The following is a 25982-nucleotide window of genomic DNA, read 5'->3' as shown; positions in this document are numbered from 1 at the left end:
TAAAATGAGAGTCATGAAAGTTGTTCTTCAAATTTTCGTGGCTCTCATTTTAATCTGAAATCAGGAGATTTTTCCTTTAACTATTCGGAAATTGTTGCTACCTATGATAGTGGAATTACGATATAATCAAATGAAAAGGTGGTGGTATCATGAATAAACCATTTGTCTATGCAATCGGGGATGTCCATGGAAGTTATGATCTTTTTCAAAAGCTATTAACACATTATGATCTACATCTTCATCAATTAGTCTTGATTGGTGATTTGAATGATCGTGGACCAAAAACAAAAGATTGCTTATTACTAGGAATGAAGTTAGTGAAAGAAACTGGTGCGATCTACTTGCGAGGCAATCATGAAGAGTACTTCTTACAGTTTCTCCAAGAACCAGAAGACTGGTATCCGTCTTATTTACGAAACGGTGGAAGAGAAACAATGGAAAGTCTTTTGCATCCAGGTGCAGCAGAAGAATATTCACCAACTGAGATTGCCATGATGATTCGTTCAAGATATCGTGAATTGGTCGATTTTTTATGTAATTTGCCTTTATATTATGAATGGGAAAACTATCTTTTTGTCCATGCGGGTGTTGATCTAACTAAAAAAGATTGGCGTGATACTAGCCCTAGAGATTTTTTATGGATCAGAGAGCCTTTTCATGAGCATAAGAATCGGACGGGTAAGACGATCGTATTTGGTCATACGATCACGCCACTACTCCATGGAGATATGCAGACAACTGATTTATGGATACAAGATCAGAAAATCGGGATCGACGGTGGGGCTGTCTTTGGCGGATCAATGCATGGTGTCGTTTTTGATCCAATTGGAATCATCCAAGATATCGAGTATCAAAACAATCAAGGACCATGGCAACCACGTGATTGATCAAAAAAAGTTTTTGATAAAAGTGTCCAGTTGTGATTTATAAGCCGAGAAACCCGAAATTTGTTTTTCAAATTTTTGGGCTTTTTCGCTTAGTCCTGAAGGTCAGATTTTGGAACACCGATAATTCGTTTTAAAATTAAAAACAAAAATGAATTTTATTTTTGTTCTAGACACTGTTTAGTTACATTTAGAAATACCAGAATCTATGCTAAAATAAATCAGTATGATTTTTTGATTCTTGCTTTTTAATGAGTAAACCGTAGCAAGAATCGATTTCGACTTAGAAAAGAGGCTATTTAATGACAGACAAAGTAAATCCAACGATTCTAGATCTTGTAAAGAAAGAATTGGCAGATTATCAAGCAAAACAGTTGACGACTGTTTTAAATCTATTAGCAGAAGGAAATACGGTGCCTTTTATTGCTCGTTACCGTAAAGAAATGACCGGAAGCTTGGACGAAGTACAAATCCGTGAAATTGAAGAGCGCTATGCTTATTTAGAAAATTTAGAAAAGCGTAAAACCGAAGTCTTGCGTTTGATTGATGAACAAGGAAAATTAACTCCAGAATTACAACAAAGTATTACACAATCTGTAAAAATGCAACAAGTAGAGGATTTATATCGTCCGTACAAACAAAAACGAAGAACGAAAGCAACGATTGCGAAAGAAAAAGGGTTAGAACCTTTAGCCACTTGGTTATTGACCTTTACATCTGAGGATGTTTTGACTGAAGCAGCTAAATACGTCACTGAAGAAGTTCCGTCTCCTGAAGAAGCCTTACTAGGTGCCCATGAGATCATTGCGGAGCAGGTAAGTGACAATGCAAAATTCAGAACATGGGTCCGTTCCTATACGTACAACAAGGGCCTGTATGAAAGTACGGTCAAGAACAAAGAGAATGATGAAAAAGGCGTATACGAAATGTATTATGATTTTTCTGAACCGATTCATAAAATCGTTTCTCATCGCATCTTAGCGACCAATCGTGGAGAAAAAGAAGAAGTATTGAAAGTCAATTTAACGGTTGATGAAGCTGCACTTTTAACTTACTTGGAAAGACAACTGATTCCTGATACAGCTTCGCCTTCTGCTAGTTATGTACGTTTGGCGATTCACGATAGTTACAAACGATTCATCCAACCTGCGATTGAGCGGGAGGTCCGTAATGAATTGACCGAAAAAGCGGATGAACAAGCCATCGCTATATTTGGTGAGAATCTGCGTAACTTGTTATTACAACCACCTTTAAAAGGGAAAGTTGTCTTAGGCTTTGACCCAGCTTATCGTACCGGTTGTAAATTAGCAGTGGTGGATGCGACAGGTAAGGTTTTAGCGATCGAAGTGATTTACCCGCATAAACCGGCAAATCAAGCAAAAAGAGCCGAAGCAGGCCCTGCATTTGTGAAATTGATTGATCAGTACCATGTGGATATGGTTGCGATCGGTAATGGAACGGCGAGCCGTGAATCGGAGTTATTTGTGGCAGAACAGTTGAAGTTAGCCAAACATCAAGCGTTTTATGCCATCGTCAATGAAGCCGGAGCTTCTGTCTATTCTGCAAGTGATATTGCCCGTAAAGAATTTCCTGAGTTACAAGTCGAAGAACGGAGTGCAGTGTCGATTGCACGAAGACTACAAGACCCGTTGGCTGAACTAGTGAAAATCGATCCGAAGGCTGTTGGCGTTGGACAATATCAACATGATGTTTCACAAAAAAGATTAGCAGAACAGTTGGATTTTGTTGTTGAAACGGCAGTGAACCAAGTAGGAGTCGATGTCAATACAGCGAGTCCTCAGTTGTTGCAACATATTTCTGGTCTAAATAAGACGACTGCTCAAAACATCGTGACGTATCGAGAAGAAAATGGTGCATTTGCTTCTCGAACGCAATTGAAGAAGGTCCCACGTTTAGGGCCAAAAGCGTATGAACAAGCGATCGGTTTCCTGCGTGTGCCTGGTGGGAAACATGTACTTGATAATACTGCGATCCATCCAGAGAGTTATGCAGTAGCAAAAGAGATCTTACAGGCAAACCAATTATCTGAAAAAGACTTAGGAACAAAAGAAGCAATCGAAAAATTAAGTCAACTTTCTCCGCAACGTTTGGTGCAACAGGTGCCAGTAGGTGAAGAAACATTGAAAGATATTCTTGAAGGGTTGACCCAACCAGGACGAGACATGCGAGATGAAATGCCTGCGCCACTTTTGCGTTCAGATGTATTGAGTATGGAAGACTTGAAACCTGGCATGGAATTAAAAGGAACAGTCCGAAACGTGATCGATTTTGGGGCATTCGTTGATATTGGGGTGAAACAAGATGGTTTAGTCCATATCTCTAAATTAAGCAATAAATTCGTCAAACATCCAACTGACGTTGTTTCCGTTGGGGATGTCGTCACTGTTTGGATCGAACAAGTGGATACGAACAAAGGGCGCATCAGTCTGACGATGCTTTCGCCTTACGAGGAACAAGCTTGACACAAGAAGAATTACAACAGTTAGTCGAAGAGATTTCTTTAACAAGCTTCCAGCGTCCGTTCATGCACCAAGCAATGTTCAATAAGCGTTTGAAAACAACAGGTGGTAGGTATCATTTGAATGACCACCATTTGGATTTTAATCCGACGATGTTTGCAGTAGCCGATCAAGTTACGATCATCGGGATCATCAAACATGAGCTGTGTCATTATCATCTTCACTTGACTGGAAAAGGCTATCGTCATCGTGACTCAGATTTCAAACATTTATTGTTAAAGACGGGTGGGTTACGTTATGCACCTGCCATTCCTTCAAATAGAAGGCAAAAAATCGAAGGATATCAATGCCAAAAGTGTGCTGAATGGATTTATCGTAAAAGGAAAATCAATACAGATCGCTATTTGTGTGGGCGTTGTAGAGGACGATTGGTATGGAAAGAAACCACGTACTTGGATGTTGAATAATTGTATGAGGAGAGAAACAGAATGACAGGTGAACCATCAAGAATTGCAGACTGGAATTGCTTATTGGATTTTTTAGCAGACCCTGAACCACAGGAGTGTTCGGAACTAAAAGCACCAACACTGATTTTAGCTGGGAATTGTCTGCCCGTTCTAGTAGATGAAGCAGCAAAGGCATACTTGAATCAGCAGGTTGAGCAAATCGTTTTAGTTGGTGGGATCGGACATGCGACGAAGTATCTCTATAAAAATTTTGAAAAACAAGGATTCTTATTTGAACAAGGTTTAAGTGAAAGTGAGATTTGTGCCCGCTATTTGCTTGAAAAATATAGGTTACCTGAACAGGCACTATTGTTAGAAACGAAGTCAACCAATTGTGGCGAGAATGCTTCATTTTCTTACAAGTTATTAAAAGCACAGGGCCCATTACCTGAACGTGTTCTTTTAATGAATGATCCGACCTTGCAACGACGAACAAAGGCGACTTTTGAGAAGGATTGGGGCAATGAGTCTGTTCATTTTTATAATTATGTACCGATACTTCCACAAGTGACAGAAAGTACGAAGGGATTCAACTTCTCTGATCAAAGACTAAATGACTTGTGGCCTTCTGATTATTTCCAAGCCTTAGTATTTGGAGAAATGGTTCGTTTGAAAGATGATGCCCAAGGTTACGGACCTAATGGAACGGGATTTATCGGTCATGTCGACATCCCAGATGAGGTGTGGTCTGCTTATTTACGTCTCTTAGCAATGAATGAAAAAGTTTCGCTAAAAAGGTAATCAGGGCACTAATATTTAAGGAACTAAAAATCATCCGAATAAATTTGGTTGAAATTTTTTATTGTTTATAAGATAATGGGTTTCGTGTTGAATGTATGAATAAAATAATGGATGATAGTTAAGAGAAGAGGATTCAAATGAAAAATCAAGAAAATTTGTACCACTTTGTTGGTATTAAAGGCTCAGGAATGAGCTCTTTGGCACTTGTATTACATGAAAAAGGATTAAACGTCCAAGGATCAGATATCGAAAAATATTTCTTTACTCAAAGAGATTTAGAAAAAGCCAATATCTCTATCTTGCCGTTTGATGCAGAAAACGTCAAACCAGGAATGATCGTGATCGCCGGCAATGCTTTTCCAGATTCACACGAAGAGATCCAACGTGCAAAAGAGCTTGGATTAGAAGTAATCCGTTACCATGATTTTATTGCAGATTTTATCCAAAATTATACGAGTATCGCTGTCACTGGTTCCCATGGGAAAACAAGTACGACAGGTCTATTATCACATGTATTGACAGGGATTCGTCCGACAAGTTACTTGATTGGTGACGGCACTGGTCATGGTGATCCAGAGGCAGAATTCTTTGCTTTTGAAGCATGTGAATATCGTCGCCACTTTTTAGCTTACTCTCCTGATTATGTGATCATGACGAATATCGATTTTGATCATCCTGATTATTATACAAGTATCGATGATGTTTTCTCAGCTTTCCAAACGATGGCAAAACAAGTCAAAAAAGCGATCTTTGCTTACGGAGATGACGACTATCTAAGAAAGTTAGAAGCGGATGTGCCAATCTATTATTACGGTATGAATGAAGATGACGATATCCAAGCACGTAATATTGAACGTACGACAACTGGTTCAGCTTTTGATGTGTTCCATGGCGAAGAGTTTGTTGGACACTTTACAGTTCCAGCATTTGGAAAACATAATATTTTGAATGCACTTGGTGTTATCGCAGTTGCCTACTTTGAAAAGTTAGATGTGAAAGAAGTTGCTGACGAAATGTTGACATTCCCTGGAGTGAAACGTCGTTTTAGCGAGAAAATCGTAGCTGATATGACAGTCGTTGATGACTATGCTCACCATCCAGCAGAAATCAAAGCAACTATTGATGGCGCACGTCAGAAATATCCAGACAAAGAAATCATTGCAGTCTTCCAACCACATACATTTACTCGTACGATTGCCTTGATGGATGAATTTGCCGAAGCCTTAGATTTAGCTGACCGTGTGTATCTATGTGATATTTTTGGTTCTGCCCGTGAAGAACAAGGGGACGTTAAAATCGAAGACTTAGGAGCAAAAATCAAAAAAGGTGGTCAAGTAATCAAAGAAGATAACGTTTCGCCGTTATTAGACTACCACGAAGCAGTGATTATTTTCATGGGTGCTGGTGATGTTCAAAAATTTGAACAAGCCTATGAAAAATTATTGAGCAGTACAACGAAAAACGTTCTGTAATCACTTAAGTGAATAAAAGAAGTTAGCGTCAAAAGGGATTGTCAGGTGGCAGCCCCTTTTGACGTTTATTTGTGGGTGATGGGTAGTTCGTTTTCAGTAATGTTTCGCCTGCTTATAGTGACCGTACGTATTCGATCGAATTAAGAAATCCTAAAGTATCCAGACAAAATACGAACGGTTTTTATTCAACTATGCTATAGTCTACAATAAATAATGTACGATCATCGAAGTGATTGCTTACATAAGTGAAAGACCAAAGCATGTTCTGTAACTTGCGTTTTTTGTATGATTTGGTACAATTGGTACGAATGAATAAATAAACTGGAGGGTTTAAACTTGAACATAAGTAAACCGCGTAAATTAGGAAAAACAATCAATGAAATCGAGGAAGGTGACTCGTTATCTTTAACAGAATCAATTGAAGATAATCAGTTATTATTGTATTTAGGATTAACAAACGATGCCAACCCTTTATATATCCAACATGATTTTGCACAGAAAACGGAATATCATCAACCCATTGTTCCAACTGTGATGCTAATGGGAATCATAACAAGTGCAGTGTCCAAACACTTGCCTGGTCCAGGTTCTCATGTGGTGAATTTTTCAGCTAATTTTGTCGAGCCGGTTTTTCATTATGAAACATTGACTTTTCAGTTTGAAGTCATTCGAGTGGATAAGATGAAAAATGTTGTGACTATTTCAGTGGAGGCCACGAATACACAAGACAATCGTGTATTAGATGCGGTAGTCATGGTACAACCACCAGAATTAGAACAAGAATTAACTCTTGAAAGTGAAGGTGAATAAGATGAACAATCAAATCATATCAAATAGTATCAACCGCTTTTATGCGAAAGTCTACGGATTTTTAGGAATCGGTCTAGCGCTGAGTGCGATCACTTCCTATTTAGCGATCCAAGTCTTTCCTTATCAAGTAGCAAGTTTCATCAATAATTTTCCATTAGGTTTTATGGGATTATGGATCGTCCAAATCATTTTGGTTTTAGTTTTAGGAGCAAAAGCACAAAAAAATCCAAGCTTAGCAATCGGTGGATTTATCGCATATTCCTTGTTGAACGGTATAGTTTTAGCTGTTACATTAGCTTTCTATGATATCGGAACGATCACGACTGCTTTTATTTCAGCAACTGGGATGTTCATTGGGATGTCAGCAATCGGGATGTTCACTAAAAAAGATCTAACAGGTGTGGGTCGTGCCGGTATGGCAGCATTGATCGGTGTGATCATTGCGATGGTCTTGAATGTTTTTATTTTAAGAAGTAGTGCAGTTGAATTGTTCATCTCATTACTACTTGTCGTGATTTTTGCAGGTATCACTGCTTATGATAACCAAAAGATCGCAAATGTATATGTCCAATCAAATGGACAAGCAAATAGTGGGATTGCCGTATTCTTGGCACTTCAACTATATCTAGATTTCATCAACTTGTTCTTGGCATTCTTACGAATCTTTGGACGTAATAACTAAGCAATAAACGAAGAACAAGATAAAAATATCTCTCATATGAAAAGAAAGAATCCACAGAATTTGATCGTCAAATTCTAGTGGGTTCTTTTTTTGGGTCGTCGATACCAATAATCACTATTTTTATCCTAAATTACTTTGTTCGCGATCTAGGATAAACGGTATTCAAAAAGTAACACTGGTATCTTACTCCTTAGTACGGACCGCTTTTCTAACAACCTTTTGCCTGTCCGTTTTTTCTTTTCGCATTCTTTGGCATTCTTTGTTAGAATGAGAAAGAACTTTATAGTAAGGAGTTAAGCGGATGACTAAAAATAAATTATTGCTCGTTGACGGAAATAGTGTGGCCTTTCGTGCATTCTTTGCGTTGCACAATTCGTTGGAACGTTTTAAAAATCGTAATGGGTTGCATACAAACGCAATCTATGCGTTTCATAATATGTTTGAAAATGTCATGCAAAAAGAACAACCAACCCATGTTTTGGTTGCTTTTGATGCGGGGAAAACAACATTCCGAACAGAAATGTATGCAGAATACAAAGGTGGCCGTTCAAAGACACCGGGAGAATTCAAAGAACAAATGCCTTATATCCGTGAGCTTCTAACCGGTCTAGGTGTGAAGTATTACGAGTTGCCGAACTATGAGGCAGACGATATCATTGGTACTTTAGCAGAAAAAGTGGATAAAGAAACATTCGATGTAGTTGTCTTGTCCGGTGACCGAGATTTAACACAATTGGCATCAAAAGAAATCAAAGTCGATATTACTGTGAAAGGTGTAAGTGATATTGAAAGTTATACGCCAGAACATGTGGCGGAAAAATATGATGGACTTACACCGAAACAAATCATCGATATGAAGGGATTAGCAGGGGATGCTTCAGATAATATCCCAGGCGTAACAAAGATCGGTGAAAAAACAGCGATCAAATTATTGAATCAATATGGCTCTGTTGAAGGGATCTATGAACATATCGACGAAATGAAACAAAGTAAGATGAAAGAAAATCTGATCAATGACAAAGAGCAAGCTTTCTTGTCTAAAAAATTAGCAACGATCGATACCGATGCGCCGGTAAAAGTTGATATTGAATCTCTTGCTTATCAAGGGAAAGACTTAGATAAACTGGTGCCTTTCTTCAAGGAAATGGATTTCAAACAATTCCTTGCTAAATTAGATGTGGTCGAAGAACAAGTAGAAATGAAAGATATTTTGTTTGAAGTGGTCCATGAATATGATGAAAGCATGTTCCAGACAAATATGGCTTTATATGTCGAGATGATGGGCGACAACTATCATACAGAAGACATCGTTGGTGTGGCTTGGGGAACACCAGAGAAAATCTATGTGACAAATGACTTAGCGATTTTTGAAAATGAAGCCTTTCTTTCATGGATCGGGGACAAGACTCGCCTGAAAAATGTATATGATGCTAAGCGTACGTATGTGGCATTGAACCGCTATGCAACGAAATTACAAGGGATCGACTTTGATGTCTTACTAGGTGCTTATTTATTGGATACGAACGAGAAAAGTGAGGACATCGAAGGGATAGCATCACATTATGGGTACCATGATATTCAATCGGATGAAGCAATCTATGGAAAAGGCGCGAAGAAAGGTCTACCAGAAGATGAAGAAGTTTTCTTTGCCCACCTAGCACGTAAAGTTTCAGCAATCAATGGCTTGACACCTAAACTAAGTCAAGAACTAGCAGAAAAAAATCAAGAAGATCTTTTCCGAAAAATGGAATTACCTTTGTCGATCATCTTGGCTGAAATGGAAATCAGTGGGATCAAAGTGGATGCGACTCGCCTTCAAGAAATGAAAATCGAATTTTCGGATCGATTGAGAGAGATCGAACGAAAAATCTATGAAGAGGCTGGAGAAGAATTCAATCTAAACTCACCCAAACAATTAGGTGTCATCCTTTTTGAAAAGATGGGTCTTCCAGTGATCAAAAAAACCAAAACAGGGTATTCGACTGCGGTTGATGTCTTAGAACAATTGCGTGAGCAAGCACCGATCGTTGATGATATTTTGATTTATCGACAAATCGCTAAAATCCAATCGACCTATGTCGAAGGTTTACTGAAAGTGATCCAATCGGACGGGAAAGTCCATACTCGCTATGTTCAAACATTGACGCAGACAGGCCGTTTGAGTTCAGTTGATCCCAACTTACAAAATATTCCGATCCGTTTAGATGAAGGTCGCAAGATCCGTCAAGCATTCGTTCCTAGAAATGAAGATTGGTTGATCTATTCTTCTGACTATTCTCAGATCGAATTACGTGTATTGGCGCATATCTCAGATGACGAGCATTTAAAAGCTGCCTTTTTAGAAGGACAAGATATCCATTCAAGTACAGCAATGCGTGTGTTCGGCATTGAAAAAGCCGAAGACGTGACACCAAATATGCGTCGTCAAGCGAAAGCAGTCAATTTCGGAATCGTTTATGGAATTTCTGATTATGGGTTATCACAAAACTTAGGCATTACTCGTAAAGCGGCTCAACAATATATCGATACGTACTTTGAAAAATATCCAGGTGTCAAAGAATACATGGAGCGTATCGTTCGTGAAGCGAAAGATCAAGGTTTTGTTGAAACGTTATACCATCGTCGTCGTTATTTACCCGACATCAATTCAAGAAACTACAACATTCGTTCATTTGCTGAACGAACAGCGATCAATACACCAATCCAAGGAAGTGCGGCGGATATCCTGAAAATCGCCATGATCGAATTAGACAAACGCTTGAAAGAATCGGACTTGCAAGCGACGATGTTGCTTCAAGTGCACGATGAATTAGTCTTTGAAGTGCCAGAAAGTGAATTAGAGAGGTTAGATAAATTAGTCAGCGAAGTAATGGAACAGGCGGTTGCTTTACATGTCCCATTGATCACAGATAGCAGTTGGGGCAAAACATGGTATGAAGCAAAATAATTCTTTACTTTTATACTGACAGACAAACTTTGAGGGAAGCACTTGGATCGGGTTCGTTCGATGCGGGAGTAGATTGTGACTGAAATATCCAGCTCCGAGAATAAGGCGAGAAACCCGAAAATTGTTTTTTAAATTTTTGGGTTTCTTAGCTTATTCCTGAAGGAGTTGTTTCTGGAGTACCGTTTATCAAGGTTGTGATAAACGCATTTTGACCTGAGCCGTAAGATAGAAAATCAAAAAATAGTTTTTTATATTTTACAATTTTATTGCGTAATGTTGAAGGTCAGCTTCTGGAACACCGTTTATTCGGTTTTAAGCTCAGGAACAAAAAAGATTTTATTTCTGTCCCAAATAAGTTCAATTTAAATCAAATAAGTGAAAAATGTAGGTGAGAAAAAGCATGCCCGAATTACCAGAAGTTGAAACTGTCCGAAAAGGATTAGAAAAATTAGTGAAAAACAAAAAAATCAAAAACGTTCAAGTGCTGTGGCCGAGAATCATTGAACAACCGGAGGTACCAATTTTTGAAGCAACGTTAATTGGTGAAACCATCGAATCGATCGGTCGCAGAGGGAAATTTTTGATTTTTCACTTGAGTCATTATGAAATGATTTCCCATTTACGGATGGAGGGAAAATATCAATATTTTGAAAAAGAAGAACCAATCGATAAGCACACACATGTGATTTTCTCTTTTGAAGATGGCAGCCAATTACGATACCACGATGTACGAAAATTCGGTCGGATGACGATTGTTGAAAAAGGGGCGAGCAATACCTATAAAGGGATCTTGAAATTAGGTCCAGAACCTTTACCAGATTTGTTCTTGTTGAAAGACTTTACCTTAGGACTACAAAAGTCACACAAAGCTATCAAACCTTTGTTACTTGATCAAAAGTTGGTCACAGGACTAGGAAATATCTACGTAGATGAAGCATTATGGGAAGCGAAGATCCATCCAGAGCAACCAGCTGATTCTTTACGCCCAAAAGAAATCAAATTACTCCGTCAAGCAATCATTGATGTGTTGTCACGAGCAGTTGAAGCAGGGGGGACAACGATCCGAAGTTATCTCAATGCGTTAGGTGAGTCAGGGAGTTTCCAAGTGGCTTTACATGTCTATGGACAGACAGGAGAAGCATGTGTTCGTTGTCAAACACCAATCGTGAAAACGAAAGTTGCGCAAAGGGGGACGCACTATTGTCCAACATGTCAGAAATTAAGAATACCCAAGTAGGATTTGTTTTAGGTTTGACAGGAGGAATTGCGACAGGCAAGAGTACTGCCGCTGCTATTTTCCAACAATATGGCTTTCCAGTAATTGATGCCGATCAAGTGGCAAGAGCGGTCGTTGAACCGGATACGCCAGGACTTCAAGCGTTGGTTCAAGCGTTCGGCAAGGAGATCCTCCAACAGGATGGTCGCTTAGACCGGGCAAAACTTGGACAATTGATTTTCGGCTCTGTCACCGCACGTGAGCAATTGAATCAAGTATTAGATCCATTTATCCGTGGGAAAATCACTGAAGAAATCATAGAGAAGAAAGTAAAATATCCGCTGATCGTCGTCGATATTCCATTATTATTTGAGGGACAGTATGATACACAAATGGATGCCGTCGCAGTGGTCTATATTCCAGAATCCCAGCAGATCGAACGTTTGATGGTACGCAATCAATTATCAAAAAAAGACGCAGAACAACGGGTGAAAAGTCAATTGTCGATCGAGGAAAAAAAACGACGTGCGGATATCGTGTTCGATAATCGTCAAACCAAGGAAGATTTATCCGCTGAAATCAAAAAATGGTTGTTACTTAATCGCTTTCTTTGAGTAAATCGCAACATTTTGCTATGCTATTTATATAAAGAAAGAGGGGGAGATGATACGATGGGTACATTCAAAAACCAAAAAGACAAAGTAGTAGGTTCTGCGAAAGAAAAGATTGGTGAGATTCTCCACAAAGAAGACTTACAGGAAAAGGGCCAGATCCAAGCAGAAGAAGGTAAAATCCGTGAAGATGAATACCGGGCGAGAATTGCTGAGTTAGAAGACCAACATGTCGAAAAAGAAGCCAAACGCCAAGACTTAACAACAGAACGCAAAGATCCAGAGACAAGTCCTGAAGAAAAACAAGCCCCCCAATTCGATCATCGTTCAACAGAACAAAAAATCGAAGAAGAACGAATGAAACATTATACGGGAATCGAAGATAAACTATAGAGATTACCCAATCATTTAGTAAAACAGAAAATCAAAAAGAAACAGGCTGGTGCTTAACGCCAGTCTGTTTTCGTTCGTTGAGATGAAAACACAACAAATCTTTCAGTTCAAGCGATTTTTTAACTGGGACAGTCGCATTGCTTAATTGTTTCATGTTATACTAAAGTTAGTAATAAGAAAACGTTTATTACGATCCACTTGAATTAGTTCAATAAAAAATCAGTGGAAAAAAATCTAACACAATTAAGCAGTGAAGTTGTAAAAATTATTTTGACCTGAGCAATAAGATATAAATTGAAAAAGTCCTTTTCATATTTTATAATTTTTAAGCTTAGTGTGAAAATCAGCCTTTTTAACACCAATGATTCATAGTAGGTGGAAGAGTTAACTGATGGAACAACTTCATTTGGTACATTCAAATAAGCGATTAAACTACACCAAGAGAGGTGAAAATTACGATGAGATGTCCTAGATGTCAACATAACAACTCAAGAGTGATCGATAGTCGTCAAGCTGACGATGGTCGAGCGATAAGAAGACGCCGGGAGTGCGAAAAATGTTCCTTCCGTTTTACGACCTTTGAACGAATTGAAGCGGCACCTTTATTAGTTATCAAGAAAAATGGTGAACGGGAAGAATTCAATCGTGACAAGATTTTACGTGGATTGATCCGTTCTGCCGAAAAACGTCCAGTAGCGATGGAACAAATGGAACAGATCGTCAATCATGTTGAAAATCGTGTAAGAAGTCTTGGCGAAAATGAGGTTTCAACTAATCTGATCGGCGAATACGTCATGGAAGATTTAGTGAACTTAGATGAAATCGCCTATATTCGTTTTGCGAGTGTTTATCGTCAATTCAAAGATATGTCTGTCTTTTTGAAAGAATTACAAGACATTGTTGATAAAGCCAAAGATTCGGGTAATAGTGAAAATGATGCGTAATTAATAAAGGAGGGAGCATTCCTTGGAAAATGCGTGGAAAGAATTACAACCGAAAAATATTTACCAAGGAAGAAAGAGCAGTCCTTTAAAAGAAGAAGGAAAGTCAGCCTTGTTATCCCTTTACCAACCATTGATCGGGGGAGAAGCGTTGAGTCTTTACTTGACGTTGTACTCGGAGATCTCGTTAGAAACTGGCGTAGGTCCTGAAGGATTACACGCCGATTTATTGAGTAGTCTAAGTTGTGGATTACCACAATTTTATGAGGCGCGAAAAAAACTAGAAGGAATCGGTCTTTTAGAAGTCTATTTCAAAAAAGATGAAAATTTGGGCAATTGTTTTCTTTATGAGTTGTTAGAACCGATGGACGTTCCTGCGTTTTTCAATGATACGTTACTTTCTTTTTTACTTCTAGAAAAAGTTGGTGAACGTCGATTCAACCAATTGACAGAGTTATTTAAGCCAAAAAATCTTTCGCATGAAGGCTATCAAAAAATTACTAAGAAGTTTTTAGAAGTCTATCGGTTCAATGAAACAGTCTATGCAGCAAACCAAGAACAAGTGGAATCGATCCAGCAAAAATTCACACCTGTTGGACCCAAATCATTGATACCAGATTCAGACTCGTTTGACTGGACGTTTCTGACCGATTGGTTGAAGAAACAACACATCAATCAGTTGACAGAACCAGTCCTTCAACAAGTGAAAACATACCAACAACTCTATGGCTTTGATGAACTGACATTAGGAGAGTTGATTCTACAGTCGTTTGATTTTACGACAGAAGAAGTATCTTTAAAAGAACTTCAACGGATCGTCTTGCTACGGCAGCAACAGCAGAATGCGTTGCGACAATCGAGCAACACTCTGGATACCGATCAGCCTGCTGAAACTGGTGTCCCTGTCAATCAGGCGTTGCCTAGTGCTGCACAACAATTGATCCAAGTCGCACGACAAACCCCACCGATGCGTTATCTCGAAGCGATAAAAAAAGAAAAAGGCGGGTATGTTTCCAAACAGGAAAATTGGTTGTTGCAAGATTTGGTCACCCAATCCGGTCTGTCTAGCAGTGTCATCAACATTTTGATCAACTATGTGTTAGTCATAAAAAACCATGCGAGCTTGAATGCGAGCTTCGTGAATACGATCGCCAATGAGTGGGCGCAAAAAAAAATCAGTACGCCAGAAGATGCGATTGAGCATCTCCATACATTGAGTACGAAAGCAAAGCAACCAAAAGCGACAAAACAAAACAACACGTCAAATTATCGACGAAACGTAAGGCGAGAAAAATTGCCTGATTGGGTCAATCAACCAAAAGACGAAACGCAAATCAGTACAGAGAAAAAAGCCGAGATCGATCGTCGCTTCAAAGAGTATCTGGCTAAAAAGGAAGGTGAGAGCTAATGGAAGATGTAGGAAAAGAACTGAAGAAAATCATCAGTAAACGCAACTACCAAGAAAAGTATTCCGAGATGATTGCTGAAGTTTTGAATGATGCGGATGTTCAAGCCTTTCTATCAGCCCATCAAGACCGATTGACGCAAGCGGATATCGAAAAAAGCTATGCCAAACTCTATGAGTATGTCCAAGAAAAAAGAAAATATCAAACGAACGATCCAACGATGATCGCTCCCGGATATGAACCAAAATTGACATTGAATTTCCACTATGTCGATGTCACCTATGTGCCGACAGAAGCACTCTTAGCTCGTCAAAAACAAGAAGAGATCAAGAGTCGTGTGAAAGCAATGGATATGCCCAAAGACATCCAATCTGCTTCCTTTGAAAATTTCGAACGAACAGATGGACGTGGCTATGCAAGCTTAGAAGCATTAGACTTCGTTGAACAATATTCAGCTGATCCTAAAAACTTCCACAAAGGGTTGTACTTGGTCGGAAGTTTTGGTATCGGGAAAACCTATCTTTTAGGTGCAACAGCGAAAGAACTGGCAATCAAAGGATTCACCACAACGTTGGTTCATTTCCCAACATTTGCTGTTGAAATGAAGCAAGCCATCGGCAAAGATCAAGTGGCTGAGAAGTTAGATGCGGTGAAGAAATCGCCGATCTTGATGATCGATGATATTGGAGCGGATGCGATGAGTAGTTGGATCCGTGACGAAGTATTTGGTGTCATCCTACAGTATCGGATGCAAGAACAATTGCCAACATTCTTTTCTTCAAACTTCACGATGAACGAATTAGAACAACATTTGACGGTGACACAACGAGGCGATGAGGAACCGTTGAAAGCCAAACGGATCATGGAACGAATCCGCTATTTGACAAAAGAAATCGAAATGACAGGCCGAAATCGTCGAAATGGCTAATGCCAGCAATTGATTTTTACAGAAACAGGTTGGAGTATCTACTCAACTGTCACTGTTTTTCACCTTTTCAATAAAAATTCATAAACTGAACAAAGTTAAGATGAAACGAATCCATGGACTTGAAGAAATAACCGGATGGAATCATCAAAGCAGTAACGCAAGAAATTACACGGAGGATGTATGATGAAAGCTATTTTAACTGGTCTAGTTGCTGCCGGTCTCGTGTTTGCATTGGCAGGCTGCGGCAACGAAGAAGGAAGTACAGGTTCAATCGATTCGATCAATGCAGAATCGACAGTGGAAACAGATAGTTCTACCGAACAAAAACAAAGTGTGTTTACAGGTACGATCGAAAGCTTCGGCGAAGCGGAAGGTGATGTGTACCAAATCACCGTCAAAGATGTAGAAGAAATAGAAGATCCAGCAAATATCGGTACGTCCTTCAGCAATGATGGAGTGATCTTGAATGCTTCAGTGGATCAAATCACTGGTGGTGTCGATTCCTTAAAAGAAGGAGAAAAGATCGAATTTAAATTGGTAGAAATGGCGGTCATGACGATGTCGATCCCTCCACAAGTTCCTGGAAATTCGATCATTGAGATCACTGTCCAATAAAAAAGAATCAATTGAAATCTTTTGATTACTTGTTAAAAAAAGACTGGGATATTTTCCCAGTTCTTTTTTCTAGTGAACATAAACTAATGTTATGATAGGGACAAGAACAATAGTTATCCCAAAAGCGTAAATAAGTAGGATAACTTTAATAAGTAAGTGTTTGTCCAAAGTCATGACAAATTGGATGCTATCCAAACATTCAGTAGTTAAGGAGTGGAAAAATGAATCACACAGAGTTATCGAAACGTCTTGAAACTGTCGGACGTTTTGTACCAGAAGCTGCTCGTTTAGCAGATATCGGTTCAGATCATGCGTACTTACCCGTCGCATTGATGCTCAAAGGAAAAATCGACTTTGCTGTAGCCGGAGAAGTCGTTAAAGGACCTTTTAAATCGGCAAAACGACAGGTGATGAAAAATGGACTGTCTGAGCGAATTGAGGTACGCTTGGCCAATGGATTAGATGCCATCGAAAAGCATGATCAAATCAGCGCGATCACGATTGCTGGCATGGGAGGCTCTTTGATTCGTGACATCTTAGAAGCTGGTCGGCAAAACCAGCGCTTATCGGGAGAAGAACGTTTGATTCTACAGCCCAATATTGGCGAAAAAACGTTACGAACGTGGCTGAAAGAAAATAACTATCAGATCATTGCAGAAGAAATCATCGAAGAAAACAAAAAGATCTATGAGATCATCGTAGCTGAAAAGAAAGAACAGCCCATTGACTATTCTGAAAAAGAGCTGATGTTCGGGCCATTCTTACTCGAAGATAAAAACGCTACTTTTTCGGCAAAATGGCAACGGGAGCTCAAACAACGTGAAGTGATCTTAGAGCAATTAAAAAATGCGAGTGAACAAAACAGATATGAGACAATCCAACAAGAGGTGGAATGGATCAAGGAGGTTTTATGACATGTCCATTAAAGCACAAGATTTCATCAAAAAATTTGAAAGCTATTGCCCGCAATGGTTAGCGGAAGAAGGCGATCCAGTTGGGTTGCATATTGGCACTTTGGACAAACCGATCCAACGTGTGATGATGACTTTAGATGTCCGACCAGAAGTGGTGGCAGAAGCCATTGAGAAAAAGATCGATCTTTTGATTGCAAAACATCCCCCGATTTTTAGACCAGTCAAACGTTTGATCACTGATTCTCCACAAGAAAAAATGTACGCTGATTTGTTGAAACATGATATTGCAGTCTATGCAGCCCACACAAACATGGATATCATTGAAGATGGGTTGAACGATTGGTTTTGTGAGCAATTAGGAATTGAGGTCACAGGTCATCTTGTTCAAACGCATGAACGTGGCTACAAAAAATTGATCAGTTATCTTCCAATGGAGGATGCTCCGCGTTTAAGAGCTGCCTTGGCAAAAGCGGGTGCCGGAGAACAAGGAGAGTATGATAGTACAAGTTTTACCTCGATTGGCCAAGGTCGATTCCGTCCAAAAGCTGGAGCGAATCCAACAATTGGTGAAGTCGGCCGTGGGGAACAAGTCCAAGAAGCCAAAGTCGAAGTGATCTTCCCAGAAAATATAGAAGAGAAAGTCTTACAAGCGATGTTTGCAGCACATCCATACGAAGAGCCGGCATTTGATTTGTTCTCGATCGATGCACCAGTTAAAACCTGGGGATTAGGTCGCATTGGGGAACTAGCAAAAGAACAGAGCTTGGATGATTTCGCAGCCCATGTAAAAGAAGTTTTTCAATTGGAAGGTTTACGTGTGGTTCGCCCAACGACAAGCCCACAAAAAATGATCAAACGAGTCGCTATTTGTGGTGGGAGTGGTGAGAAGTTTTATCCCGCAGCCTTGGCTCAAGGAGCGGATGTGTATATTACTGGCGATATTTATTTCCATACAGCGCAAGATATGCAAAGTACGGGATTAGCTGCAATTGATCCTGGCCATTATATCGAATCATTGTGCAAGGAAAAATTTGTAGAGAAATTTGAAAAGTGGAAAAACGAAGAGAATTGGACGGTTGACTTTTTTGTTTCAGAAACATCGACCAATCCATTTGAATTTAAATAAAAAGGAGAGTCATTTATGTACGAGAACTTATTACCCCGATTTTTAAGATATGTCAAAACGGAAACACAATCCGATCCAACAAGTCGTACTACGCCATCTACGCAAACGCAAGTAGAGTTTGCGCAAGTCTTGAAAAAAGAATTAGAAGATCTAGGCTTGTCTGATGTAACATATAATACAGAAAACGGTTTTGTGATTGCTACACTACCTAGTAATATCGATCATGACGTACGTTCGATTGGTTTTATTGCTCACATGGATACTGCTGATTTCAATGCAGTAGGCGTAAATCCTCAGATCATTGAAAATTATGATGGAGAATCAACGATCGTTTTAGATAAAGAAGGGCGCTTTACCTTGAATGTCAAAGATTTCCCTAATTTAAAAAATTATGATGGCCATACATTGATCACAACTGATGGTACGACATTATTAGGCGCAGATGACAAAGCGGGTATTGCAGAAATCATGACAGCTATGGAGATTTTGTTGAAAAATCCTTCCATTCCTCATGGGGAGATCAAAGTCGCTTTTGGTCCAGATGAAGAAATCGGAGTTGGTGCGGACAAATTTGACGTAGAACAGTTCAACGTGGATTTTGCTTACACGATCGATGGTGGACCTTTAGGAGAGTTACAATACGAAACGTTTAGTGCAGCGCAAGCAAACATCACGATCCAAGGGAAAAATGTCCATCCTGGTACAGCGAAGAATACAATGATCAATGCTTTACAAGTAGCGATCGACTTCCACAATGAGTTACCGGCTGATGAAGTTCCTGAAAAAACAGATGGTTACGAAGGATTCTTCCATTTGATGGCATTGAATGGTGGTCCAGAAGAAGCGAAAATGAGCTATATCATCCGTGACCATAAACGTGAGTCATTTGAAGCAAGAAAAGCAATGATCACAAGCATTCAAGAAAAAATGAATCAACGGTTTGACCAAGAGCGTATTCAAGTAGAAATGTATGATCAATACTACAATATGCGTGAAATCATCGAAAAGGATATGAGTATCGTTGATCTAGCTGAAAAAGCAATGATCGATTTAGACATTAAGCCAGTGATCGAACCTGTACGTGGTGGGACAGATGGCTCAAAAATCTCTTATCTGGGGATACCAACACCAAATCTATTTGCAGGTGGCGAAAACATGCACGGACGTTTTGAATTTGTATCCCTACAAGTCATGGAAAAAGCGACAGATGTCATTGTTAAAATCGCGGAGTTGAATACGCAGGTGTAATCGATCCGTTTCATTGATAAAAAAGATTAAATTTCAACCAATAATCTCACATTATTGGTTGATTGCTACACTGCATTGACATATGATTGATTCGAGGCTATTTTAGTCAGTGCTCGAATCACTGTTCATGGGGGGGGGGTGAGCGTTTATTTCGCATCCACTCCCTTTGTTTTTTGCAGGAAAGTAGGAGGAATATGGTTTATGAAGAAGTTACTGGTATTTTATAACAAAAGTTCAGGAAAGGATGAAGGGGAACAATTAGCAGAATGGTTCAAAGAGTATGTCGCAAAACATCGACCAGAACTAGAGGTTTATCTAACGGAAACTGGACCGTCGATCAAAGATGAAACATTGAGAGAAAAAGCAAAAGAACATGAGGTAGATACACTGGTCATCATTGGTGGTGATGGCACGATCCACCATATCATCCAAGCATTCCAAGATGAATTAGACCATTATCGTGTTGGCTTATTACCTGGTGGAACAATCAATAACTTAGCGAAAGTGTTAGGCATTCCTTTTGAGAAAGAAGAAGCCGCAGCGATGATGTTAGAGGAATCGATCCGCAAAATCGATTATGGGAAAGTGAATGATAAAGTAGTCATTTCTACTTTGACTATTGGCATATTAGCCGACACAGCGGTCTGGATCAGCCAAAAAGAGAAGCAAAAATACGGTTCATGGATCTTTATCAAACGTTTCGTGAAATTATTGCTAAAAAAGAAAAAATATCATTTAGATATCAAGACGGAAGAAGAGCATTGGAAGGGAAAAGCACAGTTGTTGACGATCACGATGTCCAACTCAGTAGGCGGTTTTACTGGTTTCGATGATTCCGCTGCGCCAGATGATGGCAAGTTCCACATCACCATCGTTCCTTCATTAGATTTTTTCCGGTTTGCATTTTATCTCCCACGTATGATCAAAGGTAAGATCTATTCTGTTCCTGGCATCAAATATCTGACAGCTAGTCAAGTCAATATCCAGGCACGAGAAAAGAAAGTGACAACTCGGACGGATGGTGACACTACAGATGACTTACCGATCGAATTAAAAGTCATCCCAGAAGGTATAACGATCTACGTACCAAAAGAAGAGCAATAATTGGAGGAAGTTGATGGAAGTATTGATGCATAATCCCTTATGGTTTTACTTATTCATTGTGAATGTTTATCTATTTGGCTTGATGGGTTATGATAAACGTCAGGCAAAAAAAGGCGCTTGGCGTGTACCAGAAAGTAATTTGTTGTTTGTTAGCTTGTTAGGCGGTGGTTTGGGCGGTTTGTTCGCACAACGCATATTCCGTCACAAAACTAAAAAAAAGAAGTTCACGATCGTTTTCATGTTAGGAATCATGATTGATCTCGTCTTGATCTATTTTTTCCATTAAGGAGTCGTACATGTCTACTAAAGGAACAAAAATCAAAATCATCATTAATTTATTATTATTGACTATTATTCTCGCTATTATTTATTATTTGATCAACCAATCTTTTGCGGATATTTTCAAAGAGTTGCTTTCAACAAGTGTCCAAGTGCTTCTGGCGATGTTTTTTTTCGGTACACTTTATCAAATTGTAGAAGGTCGCTCAATCAAAGAGATCGCCAAGCCGTTTTCCAAATCTTTCAGTACAAGTGATGGGTTCTGGACGTCTTGTTATATTGCCTTTTATCGGATCGTCTCATTTGGAACGGGTACACTGATCTCAGAAATTTATTTTTACAATAAAAAAGGGCTGAAGTTTTCTCAAGGAGCAGGAGTCACTGCCTTGCATATGATTATGTATAAATTAGCGGTGATCACTTATGCAGTCATTGGCTTGATCGTTCAATTTTCTTTGTTCTACGAAAAGGCACCCAATATGATTTGGTTTATCATTGCTGGGATCATTTTGACGGCTTTGATCATTTTATTTCTTGTGACCGTCTCCGTCAGTTTGAATCTTCAAGTTTTTTTCGTCAAAGTGTCCAATCGTTTATTCAAAACTGAACGTTTACGTCACTGGGTCGATACGTGCAACAGCCAGATCTATTCACTGAGAGAAACGGTACAAACGATCATCCAAGACCGCACCGCATTGATCAGGATCTATTGTTGGAACCTGCTAAAACTACTCTGTTGGTATGTGATGCCTTATCTGTTTTTAGTAGAAAACCATCCACATCTTGATTTTCTTTTGACATTTTCATTTATTAGCTTTGCAGTGGTTTTATCAGGAGTCTTACCAACTCCTGCAGGCATTGGCTCGTTTGAATTTGTCTATCTATTGCTCTTTCGACCTGTAGTTGGAACGGTGGATGCTGTTTCTTCCTTATTACTTTACCGATTTGGCTCGTTCATCTTGCCATTCATTTATGGTTTTTTCTATGTGATTGCAGAAAGACGGAATATCTTACGTCAAGAGATCCATGAAGTAAAGGCAGAAAAAAAGCGTACAAAGGGGAAAATTTAAATAATTTGAACAACTTTCAAGTAAAATTTAAATGGAGAATCAGTCTGAGCTGAAAATGCTTAGATTGATTCTTTTTTCGTTTGTTAAAAAATATCTGTTCAACAATTGCTTTCACGCAGAATAGGCTAGACGTTGCTATCTCTCAAACAAAACAGTCCCTCGAAATGTATGGAAGAAACAATCAACACCGGTAGGGTAAAATTAAAATCCCACGATTAGTTGCTGAAAGTCTATACTTAATGGTATATACTATATATAAAATCAATCGAAAACTTAGCTTTCGACAAGAAAGATTTTCTTGATTTTACTCATCCTACAAGCAGGATAAAAAACGATAGAAGTTGCTCTTTCATTTTGGACCGTTCAACTTTTAGACGTTTGACTTTTGATGTCAGAATGAATCGACTGTTTGATGAATGATATGTAGTTAGAAAGTAGGTAATAAAGTGAAAAAACAAGTGGTTTTCCAAGATATAGCTGAAAAAATTGCACAACGAGTCAATGATGGAACTTACGTGACCAGTCAAAAGTTGCCTTCAGATTATGATTTAGCGGAAGAATTTCAATGCAGTCGACTGACAGTACGCAAAGCAATTGATCTTTTGATCAGTCAAAATATTTTAGTGAAAGAAAGAGGAAAAGGAACTTATGTCATGAAGCAACCGAAGATCCAAAGCGGTTCCGGTGGCTTACAAAGTTTTACTGAAACTGCCAAGGCTCAAGGAAAAAAGACACGGACAGAAGTATTGCAAGTTGAGATCGTAAAAGAAGTACCGTTGAAGATTCGCCAGATGTTCGCTGACTATGGAAATGAAGCAATGGTATATCTGTCTCGTTTACGTTACTTTGATGATGAACCAATGACAGTAGAAAACCTCTATATACTAAAACGTTATTTGCAAAATGAAAGTGGTGAACTTCCTCAAGCTCAGCTGGCATCTTCATTATATGAAATAATTGAAGAGAACATTGAGATTGGCTACGCGCATCAAGAAGTCGAAGCAGTCATAAGTCCCCCAGATATTGCCAAGTTATTGCATGTATCAGAAGATGATCCAATGCTTCTCGTCCATTCGATGACTTATTCCCCTTCTGCTAAACCGATATTGTTCGACACGTCTTTTTATCGTGCAGATCAATATACGTTTAAAAATACATTGATACGTCAAAAATAAGAGGTGAAAAATGGATCAAATCAACACAGCAATCGAAGAGAATTGGCTAGATTTTCTGGATTTACTCAAACAAGTCATGCAAGTTCCTAGTGTTAAGTCAGTACCTGGACCAGGAGCTCCCTTTGGTAAAGAAGCACGCTCGGTTCTTTCTTTGGTCATGGACAAAAGTGCCGGGTATGGGTTCCAAACAAAAGTAATCGATGATGCGATCGGCTATGCCCAGTGGGGGAATGATGGAAGTGATTATATCGGGGTCCTGGGACATCTTGACGTGGTTCCTGCTGGTCAAGGATGGGAGTTTCCGCCGTTTGATCTCAGTGAGAAAAAGGGTCGTTTTTATGGTCGAGGAATATTAGACAACAAAGGGCCTATCATGTGTTGTCTGTATGGCATGAAACTATTAAAAGACCTAGGACACCAGCCAAAAAAGAATCTTCGGATCATCTTTGGAACGGATGAAGAAAGTGGCATGTCAGATATTTCTCATTACTTAGCCGAGGAAAGCCCTCCGTTATTCGGGTTCACGCCCGATTGTAAATATCCTGTGGTCTATGGCGAACGTGGGATCGTAAATGTGGTACTCCACTTTACTTTACCCGAAGAGGAACATCAACAAATCAGTCGATTCGAAGGGGACCAGTTCCGTGATCATGTTCCAGACCAACTGCACGTGAGAATTGCCAAAAAAGAAATAAGTGCCAGTGGTAAACGAGCACCAAGTAACGCGCCTGAGTTAGGAGAAAATGCTATCACGATCTTGGTGTCAAAACTAGCTGAAGAACGAATGATCACGCCAATTGCACAGGGTTATTTTCGCTGGATTTGTCAAAGCTTTCATCAAAAACATTTTGGAGAAGGGATCGATTTAGCGTTTGAAGACGAAGATTCAGGCAAGTTGATTTTGACACCTGTTGTGCTACAAAAGTCTCCAGAAGGCTTGCTATTAGAAATTGCCTTACGTTACCCGGTGACCGTATCAGAAAAACAAGTCGTGTCACGTTTGAAAAACCAATTGCCTCTAGGTGTTGATTTAGAAGTGGTTCGTAGTATTCCTGGATTTTGTCGGACAGAAGAGCAAAAAAAAATCAATACACTGTCAATGATCTATCATCAAGTCACCGGTAATGATCCTAAACCAGTGACAACAACAGGCGCCACGTATGCGCGTAAAATGCCGAATATCTTAGCATTTGGTCCTTCATTTCCAGGGCAAAAAGGGATTGCGCATACGGCGAACGAATACATGGATTCCGCAGATTTGCGAACAAATTTAGAAATCTACATGCGCAGCCTCCAAGCATTAACAGAATAAAACATTCAGATAGAACGAACAATTGAAAAATAAATTTCACGTAAAACGAGTTTCTAATAAAACGATGAGTTTTAAAAAGAAACTCGTTTTTTAGTATAGACATAATAGTATATACCATATAGAATATACTTGAAAGCGCTACAAATGTTAGGTGATGGAGGGAAAGAAATGTGGGGAATGATTGCAACTTGGCGCATGGCACATGAAGGTGTCTTGGCGGCTAAACAACAATTAGAAGCACAGTTTTCATGTAAAGATGCTGTGGAAACGGCGATCAAAGTGGTAGAAGATTATCCATTTTATAAATCCGTTGGTTATGGTGGGTTACCAAATGAAAAAGGAATCGTAGAAATGGATGCTGCTTTTATGGATGGAGAAACATTTAAGATTGGTGCAGTTGCAGGGATTACTGATGTAGCCAATCCGATTTCTGTTGCTCGGCAATTAAGTGATGAAAAATTCAATAGTTTTCGAGTAGGACAGGGAGCAACAGAATATGCAATGCTATCTGGTTTTGAACGAAAAAATATGTTAACAGCACGTGCAAAAAAAATCTGGGAACAACGAGTAAAAGAAATCGCTACGTTGAATTTAGATCCTTACGATGGCCATGATACGGTCGGGGTTGTCGCGCTCGATACGCAACAACAGATGGCAGTAGGAACATCCAGTTCCGGTTTGTTTATGAAAAAACATGGACGTGTAGGAGATTCGCCATTATCTGGTTCGGGATTTTATGTGGATAGTACGATTGGCGGTGCGACAGCTACAGGCTTAGGGGAGGATCTTATGAAGGGCTGCCTCTCTTATGAAATCGTTCGATTGATGGGGAATGGATTTACGCCACAAGCGGCTTGTGATCGAGCCGTTTATGGATTTGATGAGCGATTGCGCAAACGTTATGGCAAAGCGGGGGCGTTCTCGTTAGTAGCATTAGATAAATATGGCGAATGGGGGGTAGCTACGAACGTTGAATTTACATTTAGTGTCGCAACGATGGCTCAAGAACCAGCAATTTTTATGGCCAATCCTGGTCCAGATCAGACGACAGTGATCACACCAATCACACAAGCATGGCTTGATGCCTATGAAGCACGTATCAAAGCACCAATTTAACAGCGA

General features: G+C 39.4%; 24 protein-coding genes. All 24 read left to right on the top strand.

Translation table 11 applies throughout. The annotated features are described in order from the left end of the window. Positions 1-149: 149 nt before the first annotated feature. Positions 150-887 carry a metallophosphoesterase family protein gene (locus tag IGJ00_RS08755; RefSeq protein ID WP_071867663.1) on the top strand — a complete coding sequence of 246 codons (738 nt, stop codon included), beginning with the start codon at positions 150-152 and terminating at the stop codon, positions 885-887. A gap of 299 nt (positions 888-1186) precedes the next feature. Continuing rightward, positions 1187-3367, top strand: a complete 2181-nt coding sequence (locus IGJ00_RS08750) for a Tex family protein (protein WP_074799263.1) — start codon at positions 1187-1189, stop codon at positions 3365-3367. Beyond that, positions 3364-3831, top strand: a complete 468-nt coding sequence (locus IGJ00_RS08745; RefSeq protein ID WP_438844333.1) for a SprT family protein — start codon at positions 3364-3366, stop codon at positions 3829-3831. Before IGJ00_RS08750 ends, IGJ00_RS08745 begins: the two co-directional genes overlap by 4 nt. A gap of 21 nt (positions 3832-3852) precedes the next feature. Continuing rightward, the gene (locus IGJ00_RS08740; protein ID WP_019722648.1) at positions 3853-4611 is read left to right on the top strand and encodes a YdcF family protein; all 759 of its coding nucleotides are present in this window, start codon (positions 3853-3855) and stop codon (positions 4609-4611) included. Positions 4612-4748: 137 nt separating this feature from the next. Beyond that, the gene (murC, locus tag IGJ00_RS08735; protein ID WP_010735306.1) at positions 4749-6083 is read left to right on the top strand and encodes a UDP-N-acetylmuramate--L-alanine ligase; all 1335 of its coding nucleotides are present in this window, start codon (positions 4749-4751) and stop codon (positions 6081-6083) included. Positions 6084-6419: 336 nt separating this feature from the next. Then, on the top strand, positions 6420-6893 hold the full coding sequence (locus IGJ00_RS08730; protein ID WP_019722649.1) for a MaoC/PaaZ C-terminal domain-containing protein: 474 nt from the start codon (positions 6420-6422) through the stop codon (positions 6891-6893). 1 nt (position 6894) lies between these two features. Then, entirely contained in the window at positions 6895-7575 is a 681-nt protein-coding gene (locus IGJ00_RS08725; protein WP_034688779.1) for a Bax inhibitor-1/YccA family protein, read from the top strand. Between the two features lie 301 nt (positions 7576-7876). Continuing rightward, on the top strand, positions 7877-10522 hold the full coding sequence (gene polA, locus IGJ00_RS08720; protein ID WP_074799260.1) for a DNA polymerase I: 2646 nt from the start codon (positions 7877-7879) through the stop codon (positions 10520-10522). Between the two features lie 400 nt (positions 10523-10922). Continuing rightward, the gene (gene mutM / locus IGJ00_RS08715; RefSeq protein WP_071867668.1) at positions 10923-11759 is read left to right on the top strand and encodes a DNA-formamidopyrimidine glycosylase; all 837 of its coding nucleotides are present in this window, start codon (positions 10923-10925) and stop codon (positions 11757-11759) included. After that, the gene (gene coaE, locus IGJ00_RS08710) at positions 11732-12352 is read left to right on the top strand and encodes a dephospho-CoA kinase (protein ID WP_071867669.1); all 621 of its coding nucleotides are present in this window, start codon (positions 11732-11734) and stop codon (positions 12350-12352) included. Before mutM ends, coaE begins: the two co-directional genes overlap by 28 nt. A gap of 57 nt (positions 12353-12409) precedes the next feature. Continuing rightward, complete coding sequence (locus IGJ00_RS08705) at positions 12410-12742, top strand: CsbD family protein (RefSeq protein WP_071867670.1); 333 nt, start codon at positions 12410-12412, stop codon at positions 12740-12742. Between the two features lie 458 nt (positions 12743-13200). Beyond that, on the top strand, positions 13201-13686 hold the full coding sequence (nrdR, locus tag IGJ00_RS08700; protein ID WP_071867671.1) for a transcriptional regulator NrdR: 486 nt from the start codon (positions 13201-13203) through the stop codon (positions 13684-13686). Positions 13687-13708: 22 nt separating this feature from the next. Continuing rightward, positions 13709-15091: a replication initiation and membrane attachment family protein gene (locus IGJ00_RS08695; RefSeq protein ID WP_115357707.1), complete on the top strand. Its 1383-nt coding sequence runs from the start codon at positions 13709-13711 to the stop codon at positions 15089-15091. After that, complete coding sequence (gene dnaI, locus IGJ00_RS08690) at positions 15091-16017, top strand: primosomal protein DnaI (protein ID WP_071867673.1); 927 nt, start codon at positions 15091-15093, stop codon at positions 16015-16017. The genes IGJ00_RS08695 and dnaI overlap by 1 nt, the downstream gene beginning before the upstream one ends. A gap of 183 nt (positions 16018-16200) precedes the next feature. Continuing rightward, complete coding sequence (locus IGJ00_RS08685; protein WP_071867674.1) at positions 16201-16632, top strand: hypothetical protein; 432 nt, start codon at positions 16201-16203, stop codon at positions 16630-16632. 221 nt (positions 16633-16853) lie between these two features. After that, positions 16854-17546, top strand: a complete 693-nt coding sequence (locus IGJ00_RS08680) for a tRNA (adenine(22)-N(1))-methyltransferase (RefSeq protein ID WP_438844332.1) — start codon at positions 16854-16856, stop codon at positions 17544-17546. Between the two features lies 1 nt (position 17547). Continuing rightward, complete coding sequence (locus IGJ00_RS08675) at positions 17548-18672, top strand: Nif3-like dinuclear metal center hexameric protein (protein ID WP_438844331.1); 1125 nt, start codon at positions 17548-17550, stop codon at positions 18670-18672. A gap of 15 nt (positions 18673-18687) precedes the next feature. Then, complete coding sequence (gene pepT / locus IGJ00_RS08670; protein ID WP_438844330.1) at positions 18688-19920, top strand: peptidase T; 1233 nt, start codon at positions 18688-18690, stop codon at positions 19918-19920. Positions 19921-20121: 201 nt separating this feature from the next. Continuing rightward, a complete protein-coding gene (locus IGJ00_RS08665; protein ID WP_115357704.1) occupies positions 20122-21024 on the top strand; it encodes a diacylglycerol/lipid kinase family protein in 903 nt (300 codons plus the stop codon). A gap of 13 nt (positions 21025-21037) precedes the next feature. Next, on the top strand, positions 21038-21310 hold the full coding sequence (locus IGJ00_RS08660; protein WP_010735321.1) for a DUF1294 domain-containing protein: 273 nt from the start codon (positions 21038-21040) through the stop codon (positions 21308-21310). A gap of 10 nt (positions 21311-21320) precedes the next feature. Continuing rightward, positions 21321-22373, top strand: coding sequence for a lysylphosphatidylglycerol synthase transmembrane domain-containing protein (locus tag IGJ00_RS08655; protein ID WP_074799250.1), 1053 nt, complete (start codon positions 21321-21323; stop codon positions 22371-22373). Positions 22374-22819: 446 nt separating this feature from the next. Beyond that, positions 22820-23548: a GntR family transcriptional regulator, LSA1692 subfamily gene (locus IGJ00_RS08650; protein ID WP_438844329.1), complete on the top strand. Its 729-nt coding sequence runs from the start codon at positions 22820-22822 to the stop codon at positions 23546-23548. A 10-nt stretch (positions 23549-23558) separates the two neighbouring features. Then, positions 23559-24860 (top strand): Sapep family Mn(2+)-dependent dipeptidase, encoded by a 1302-nt coding sequence (locus IGJ00_RS08645; protein ID WP_438844328.1) that lies wholly within the window; start codon positions 23559-23561, stop codon positions 24858-24860. Between the two features lie 168 nt (positions 24861-25028). Continuing rightward, positions 25029-25976, top strand: a complete 948-nt coding sequence (locus IGJ00_RS08640; protein WP_071867681.1) for a N(4)-(beta-N-acetylglucosaminyl)-L-asparaginase — start codon at positions 25029-25031, stop codon at positions 25974-25976. The last annotated feature ends 6 nt before the right edge of the window (positions 25977-25982 follow it).

This window comes from Enterococcus sp. AZ062 (assembly GCF_051715065.1).
GTDB classification, from domain to species: Bacteria; Bacillota; Bacilli; order Lactobacillales; family Enterococcaceae; genus Enterococcus_B; species Enterococcus_B mundtii.
Note: the sequence above shows the minus strand (reverse complement) of the source record. Positions and strands in the feature narration are given on the sequence as shown.

What these genes read in the sequence shown, in the direction of transcription:
- IGJ00_RS08755 (WP_071867663.1), top strand. Translation starts at nt 150, where the DNA reads ATGAATAAACCATTTGTCTATGCAATCGGGGATGTCCATGGAAGTTAT.
- IGJ00_RS08750 (WP_074799263.1), top strand. Translation starts at nt 1,187, where the DNA reads ATGACAGACAAAGTAAATCCAACGATTCTAGATCTTGTAAAGAAAGAA.
- IGJ00_RS08740 (WP_019722648.1), top strand. Translation starts at nt 3,853, where the DNA reads ATGACAGGTGAACCATCAAGAATTGCAGACTGGAATTGCTTATTGGAT.
- murC (WP_010735306.1), top strand. Translation starts at nt 4,749, where the DNA reads ATGAAAAATCAAGAAAATTTGTACCACTTTGTTGGTATTAAAGGCTCA.
- IGJ00_RS08725 (WP_034688779.1), top strand. Translation starts at nt 6,895, where the DNA reads ATGAACAATCAAATCATATCAAATAGTATCAACCGCTTTTATGCGAAA.
- polA (WP_074799260.1), top strand. Translation starts at nt 7,877, where the DNA reads ATGACTAAAAATAAATTATTGCTCGTTGACGGAAATAGTGTGGCCTTT.
- mutM (WP_071867668.1), top strand. Translation starts at nt 10,923, where the DNA reads ATGCCCGAATTACCAGAAGTTGAAACTGTCCGAAAAGGATTAGAAAAA.
- coaE (WP_071867669.1), top strand. Translation starts at nt 11,732, where the DNA reads ATGTCAGAAATTAAGAATACCCAAGTAGGATTTGTTTTAGGTTTGACA.
- IGJ00_RS08705 (WP_071867670.1), top strand. Translation starts at nt 12,410, where the DNA reads ATGGGTACATTCAAAAACCAAAAAGACAAAGTAGTAGGTTCTGCGAAA.
- nrdR (WP_071867671.1), top strand. Translation starts at nt 13,201, where the DNA reads ATGAGATGTCCTAGATGTCAACATAACAACTCAAGAGTGATCGATAGT.
- dnaI (WP_071867673.1), top strand. Translation starts at nt 15,091, where the DNA reads ATGGAAGATGTAGGAAAAGAACTGAAGAAAATCATCAGTAAACGCAAC.
- IGJ00_RS08685 (WP_071867674.1), top strand. Translation starts at nt 16,201, where the DNA reads ATGAAAGCTATTTTAACTGGTCTAGTTGCTGCCGGTCTCGTGTTTGCA.
- IGJ00_RS08680 (WP_438844332.1), top strand. Translation starts at nt 16,854, where the DNA reads ATGAATCACACAGAGTTATCGAAACGTCTTGAAACTGTCGGACGTTTT.
- IGJ00_RS08675 (WP_438844331.1), top strand. Translation starts at nt 17,548, where the DNA reads ATGTCCATTAAAGCACAAGATTTCATCAAAAAATTTGAAAGCTATTGC.
- pepT (WP_438844330.1), top strand. Translation starts at nt 18,688, where the DNA reads ATGTACGAGAACTTATTACCCCGATTTTTAAGATATGTCAAAACGGAA.
- IGJ00_RS08665 (WP_115357704.1), top strand. Translation starts at nt 20,122, where the DNA reads ATGAAGAAGTTACTGGTATTTTATAACAAAAGTTCAGGAAAGGATGAA.
- IGJ00_RS08660 (WP_010735321.1), top strand. Translation starts at nt 21,038, where the DNA reads ATGGAAGTATTGATGCATAATCCCTTATGGTTTTACTTATTCATTGTG.
- IGJ00_RS08655 (WP_074799250.1), top strand. Translation starts at nt 21,321, where the DNA reads ATGTCTACTAAAGGAACAAAAATCAAAATCATCATTAATTTATTATTA.
- IGJ00_RS08645 (WP_438844328.1), top strand. Translation starts at nt 23,559, where the DNA reads ATGGATCAAATCAACACAGCAATCGAAGAGAATTGGCTAGATTTTCTG.
- IGJ00_RS08640 (WP_071867681.1), top strand. Translation starts at nt 25,029, where the DNA reads ATGTGGGGAATGATTGCAACTTGGCGCATGGCACATGAAGGTGTCTTG.